4 protein-coding genes are annotated in these 5,041 nt (G+C 72.1%); 2 read left to right on the top strand and 2 right to left on the bottom strand.

Features of this window, described 5'->3' with window-relative positions:
* Positions 1-1,463, bottom strand: a 1,463-nt coding sequence (locus tag ACWGH4_RS31065; protein WP_453466769.1) for a cellulase family glycosylhydrolase, incomplete at its 3' end; no start/stop codon positions are given.
* 412 nt (positions 1,464-1,875) lie between these two features.
* Between ACWGH4_RS31065 and ACWGH4_RS31060 the strand changes: the two genes are divergently transcribed.
* On the top strand, positions 1,876-2,847 hold the full coding sequence (locus ACWGH4_RS31060) for an acetylxylan esterase (RefSeq protein WP_453466767.1): 972 nt from the start codon (positions 1,876-1,878) through the stop codon (positions 2,845-2,847).
* 214 nt (positions 2,848-3,061) lie between these two features.
* Positions 3,062-3,763 (top strand): cupin domain-containing protein, encoded by a 702-nt coding sequence (locus tag ACWGH4_RS31055; RefSeq protein WP_453466771.1) that lies wholly within the window; start codon positions 3,062-3,064, stop codon positions 3,761-3,763.
* 593 nt (positions 3,764-4,356) lie between these two features.
* Here the strand turns inward: ACWGH4_RS31055 and ACWGH4_RS31050 are convergent.
* Entirely contained in the window at positions 4,357-4,878 is a 522-nt protein-coding gene (locus ACWGH4_RS31050) for a metallophosphoesterase family protein (RefSeq protein WP_453466765.1), read from the bottom strand.
* Positions 4,879-5,041: the final 163 nt, after the last annotated feature.

Below are 5,041 nucleotides of genomic sequence, written 5' to 3'. Positions count from 1 at the left end.
GTCGGGAAGTTGTCCGCCGTCCTGATCCGGTCACGGACCCAGACGCCGGCCGGCTTCAGCGAGCCGGTGCCGGCCCAGGGGCCGTTGTTGGCGCAAATGCCGCTGTTGAACACGGCGCCCGACCTGTTGTCGTCGGAGTAGTTCCAGTTGACCCAGCTGATCTTCTTGCTCGCCATCAGGTCGATGTAGCGCTGCGACATGGTGAAGTCGTTGGCGCCCTCGCCGGCGTAGTCCTGCGTGCCGAACTCGGTGACGAACATGGGCACGCGGTCGGCCGCCCGGGACAGCGCGCTCAGGTACTCGTCCTTGTGCGAGGCCGCGTAGAAGTGGAACGTGTACATGATGTTGGAGGCGTTGACCGGGCTGTTCACGACCTCGCTCTCGTTCGAGCCCTCGGAGACTCCGAGGGAGGACCAGGCACGCGTGCCGACGAGGACCGGGGTGTCGGCGTCGTAGCGCCGGATGACCGGGATGAGCTCCTCCGCGTAGCTCTTGATCCTCGACCAGCTCACGCCGCTGGGCTCGTTGGCGATCTCGTACAGCACGTTGGTCTTGTCCTTGTGGCGCTGCGCGATCTCGGTGAAGAAGGTCTTCGCCCGCGAGAGGTTGTGGTGCGGGTCCCCGGGGCTGAGCATGTGCCAGTCGACGATCGCGTACATACCGCGTGCGGTGGCCTGCTCGATGACCGAGTGGACCTTGTCGGTGAAGCCGCGCGGGTCCGTCTCGTAGCCGCCCTCCTGGACGTACATCGAGATCCGCAGGACGTCGGCCTTCCAGTCGGTGGCCAGGGCGTCGAGGGAACCGTTGGTGACGCACTGGCTGTACCACTGGAGGCCGTGGGTGCTCATGCCGCGCAGCTGGATCGGGTTGCCGTACTGGTTGCAGAGCTTGGTGCCGCAGACCTTGAGCTGTCCGTTGATTCCGGCCGGGGTGCCGCCGGTGGTGGGAGTGGTCTCGACGGCGAGGTGGTCCACGTTCGGGCCGCCGTCGGGTCCGGCGGCGGTCGCCCTGATGGTGTTGGCGCCCGCCTTGAGGTCCGCGGTGACGGTGGCCATGGACCAGGAGGTCCAGGCGCCGGTGCCGGGGAAGGCGCGGTTGTCGGCGGCGAGCGCGCCGTTGACGGTGATGTCCATGGGCCTGCCGGACGTGCTGCCGTTGGCGAAGCGCAGCTTGAGGCCGACCCGTCCCGCCTGGGCCGCCTGGACCGTCCACTGGACGTAACTGCCGCTGACGTTGTCGTAGTTGACGAATCCGCTGCCGGTGAAGCCGGCGTGGTTGGACTCGACCAGACCACGCGAGACGGTCGCGTTCTCGGCCTCGTGGGTGACAGCGGCCGCCGGGGCGGGCGGTGCGGGTGTGGGGGCCGCCGGTGCGACGGGTGCGGTGGTGAGGGTGAGGAGCAGAGCGGCGCCGAGGGCGCCGATGCTGCCCAGGGGGCGTAGCCAGAACCGTGCCGGTCTCATGGGGGACTCCGTTGGCTGGGCGGATAGCCGGACAGGCCGAAGAAATCGGCCGGGGAATGATTGGAAGGAAACTTTCCTAACCGAAGGGTTTAGCAGGGGCCCCGCTCTCGCGACAAGGGGCATGACAAAACAAGGACCTCCGCCCGCCGCACGTCCGACAGATGCGGCCCGGCTCACGCACGCGGCCGTCCGCCGCTTCCAGCGTGCGGGCGCGAGCCGGTTCGGGCAGGTCAGCGGGGCCGAACGGAGGGCCGGCGGGCCGGCCACCCGGCCACGGTGCGACGCCACGCGCCGCCGCGGGAGGGCGGGTCCGCGCGTCCGGCCTTCGACGTTCCACCTGTCGGGCGGGCTCTTGCCCCGTGGTGGCAGCCCGTGTTGATCTGCTGCCACTTCTCGTAGGAAAGGCGGCCCCATGGCCCTGTTCGACCTGCCTCTGCCGGAGCTCCGCGCCTACCGCAGCGCCTCCGCGGAACCGGAGGACTTCGACGCGTTCTGGACGAAGACGCTCGAGGAGGCCCGCGGCCACGACCTCGACGCCCGCTTCGAGCGGGTAACGACCGGCCTCAGCACGGTGGACGTGCACGACGTGACCTTCGCCGGCTTCGGCGGCCACCCGGTGAAGGGCTGGCTCGTGCTGCCCGCGGGGGCCGAGGAGCCGCTGCCCCTGGTCGTCGAGTTCCTCGGTTACGGCGGCGGCCGCGGCCTGCCGCACACGCATCTGCTGTACGCGTCGGCCGGATTCGCGCACTTCGTGATGGACACCCGCGGCCAGGGCAGCGGATGGTCGACCGGCAGCACTCCGGACCCGGTGGGCAGTGCGCCTTCGTACCCCGGCTTCCTGACGCGGGGCATCGAGGACCCTCACGAGTACTACTACCGACGGGTGTTCACCGACGCGGTCCGCGCGATCGAGGCCGCACGCTCGCACCCCTTGACCGACGCCTCCCGCACCGCGGCCGTCGGCGCCAGCCAGGGCGGCGGGATCACCCTGGCCGCCGCCGGCCTCGTACCCGACCTCGCGGCCGTGGCACCCGACGTGCCGTTCCTGTGCGACTTCCCGCGGGCGACGACGCTCACGGACCGCGAGCCGTACCGGGAGGTGGGCCACTACCTGAAGACCCACCGCGGCCGGAGCGAACAGGCGGCGCGGACCCTGGCCTACTTCGACGGCGTGCACTTCGCGGCACGCGGCCGGGCGCCCGCGCTCTTCTCCGTGGCGATGGAGGACCGGACCTGCCCGCCGTCGACGGTGTTCGCCGCCTTCAACGCGTACGGCCACGAGGACAAACAGATCGAGGTCTACGACTTCAATGATCACGAGGGCGGCGGCCCGTTCCAGGAAGCCGCCCGGCTGCGCTGGCTGCCGAAGCGACTGACGACCTGACGCCCGGGGCACGGACGCGGCCTTGACCGTGTCCGCAGGGGAGCTTACGTTTCCTGGGAAAGCGCTTACTGCATGCGAGCTCGGCGGCCCGCCGCCCGACCGGAGGAGACGAGTGGTGAGCACGACCGACCCTGCGGACACGGCCGCGGACACGGCCGCCGGCGCGGCGGCGACCGTTGCCCGGCCGGCCGGTCCGGCCTCCGGCTACGGCGGGCTGCCCGGCGGCATCGGCGTGTCGCGGCTGCGGGTCTACGACTGGCCCGCAGCCGACGGCCTGCGCGGAGGCACCCCGCACATCCACCTGACCTGCTCGGAGGGGTACGCCGTGACCGGCGGTCGCGGCGCGGTGCAGACCCTGACCGCATCCGGGTTCGAACAGACAGCCCTGGCGCCGGGCTCGCTGGTCTGGTTCACCCCGGGCACCATCCACCGGCTGGTCAACGAGGGCGGTCTGACCATCGTGGTGCTCATGCAAAACTGCGGCCTCCCCGAGGCGGGCGACGCGGTGCTGACCCTGCCGCCGCGTCTGCTCGCCGACCCCGCCGCCTACCGCGCCGCCGTCGCCCTGCCGCAGGGCGGGACGGAGGAGGAGCTGGAGCGGGCGGCCCGCCGCCGTCGCGACCTCGCCGTCGAAGGTTTCGAGGCGCTGCGCAACGCGACGGAGGCCGGTGATCCCGAGCCTCTGGCCGCGTTCCACCGGGCCGCCGCGGCCCTGGTACGGCCGCTCGTCGGCGCATGGCGCGAACGCTGGCGCGACGGCGCGGCCGCCGCCGCCGCGGCGACGGCCGCACAGCTCGACGAGCTGGATCAGGGCGGCGCGGGCCACCTGACAGAGGCGCGGGTCCGGGCCGAACAGCCCTCCGCGCACGGCCGTTTCGGCATGTGCGGACGCCTCGACGTGTACGACATCGGCTGACGGGCGCCCCCGGCACCGCACGTCCGGCCTGCCGCGCGAAGCGCGACGGCCCGCCCGGCTCAGGGGCACGGGCCCGCGGAATTCACGGACCGCGGACTTCCCGGTCTCCCGGCCTCTCAGGCCCGGGCTCCGGGTCCATGGGCTCCGGGGACACGCTCACGAGCTCTCGCTGCCACGGGGCCACGGGCGCGGGCTCACGGACAGCCGACTTCCCGGTCTCCCGGCCTCACAGGCCCGGGCTCCAGGCCCACGGACCTCGACACGCACACGAGCTCTCACTGCCACAGGGCCACGGGCACGGGCTCACGGACAGCCGACTTCCCGGTCTCCCGGCCTCACAGGCCCGGGCTCCAGGCCCACGGACCTCGACACGCACACGAGCTCTCGCTGCCACGGGGCCACGGGCGCGGGCTCACGGACAACCGACTTCCCGGTCTCCCCGCCTCACAGGCCCGGGCTCCGGGTCCACCGGCGCGGACCCGCGAATCGCATGGCTCTCGCAGCCCCCAGGCTCACGGGCACGGGCGCGGAGCCACGGAGATCACGGCTCGCGGGGCTCTCGCACTCGCGGAGCCACGGGCGGCCCGCTGACCTCAAGGGCTCACGGCCGCCACCCCGGAGCGGGGCAGACGGTGCAGTTCGACCTCCGACAGCCTGCCGCGTGACACCCGGGCGGTCATGTACGTGCAGTGCGGCTGACGTCGGCGGTCGGTCGGCGAGCCCGGATTGAGCAGCCGCAGCCCGCCTGGGGCGGTCGTGTCCCACGGGATGTGGCTGTGCCCGAACACCAGGACGTCGAGCTCGGGAAAACGCTCGGCGCACCGCCGTTCGCGGCCCTGCGCGGGACCCGTTTCGTGGACGACGCCGATGCGCAACCCGCCGAGCTCCTCCAGCGCGACCTCCGGCAGACGGGCCCGCAGGTCGGGTCCGTCATTGTTCCCGTACACCGCGAGAAGACGCGTGGAGCGGGACTCGAAGAGGTCGAGGGTCGCGGCGTCGACCCAGTCGCCGGCGTGGATCACGACGTCTGCCCGGCGGACGGCCTCCAGAAGCTCCCCGGGCAGTTGCCGGGCCCGTTTCGGCACATGGGTGTCGGAGGTCAGCAGCAGCCGCATGCCACCACCATGCGCCGCGCCGAGGCCGTTCGCAGCCCGGTTCCTTCCGGCCCGGCCGACGGATTCCGAATTTCCGGAAAGTCGTGTGCATACCCCTGCGTGAACGGGGCACGAGAAGCTCGAGCGCTCGTCCGGCCCACCCCCCTGGCCGTCGGCGAGGCGT

The organism is Streptomyces sp. NPDC054847, from assembly GCF_053610925.1.
The sequence above is the reverse complement of the archived record's forward strand: the minus strand, read 5'-3'. Positions and strand labels throughout refer to the sequence as shown.

Excerpts from the sequence above, each read along its gene's own strand:
- ACWGH4_RS31050 (WP_453466765.1), bottom strand. The coding sequence starts at position 4,878 with ATGCGGCTGCTGCTGACCTCCGACACCCATGTGCCGAAACGGGCCCGG.
- ACWGH4_RS31060 (WP_453466767.1), top strand. The coding sequence starts at position 1,876 with ATGGCCCTGTTCGACCTGCCTCTGCCGGAGCTCCGCGCCTACCGCAGC.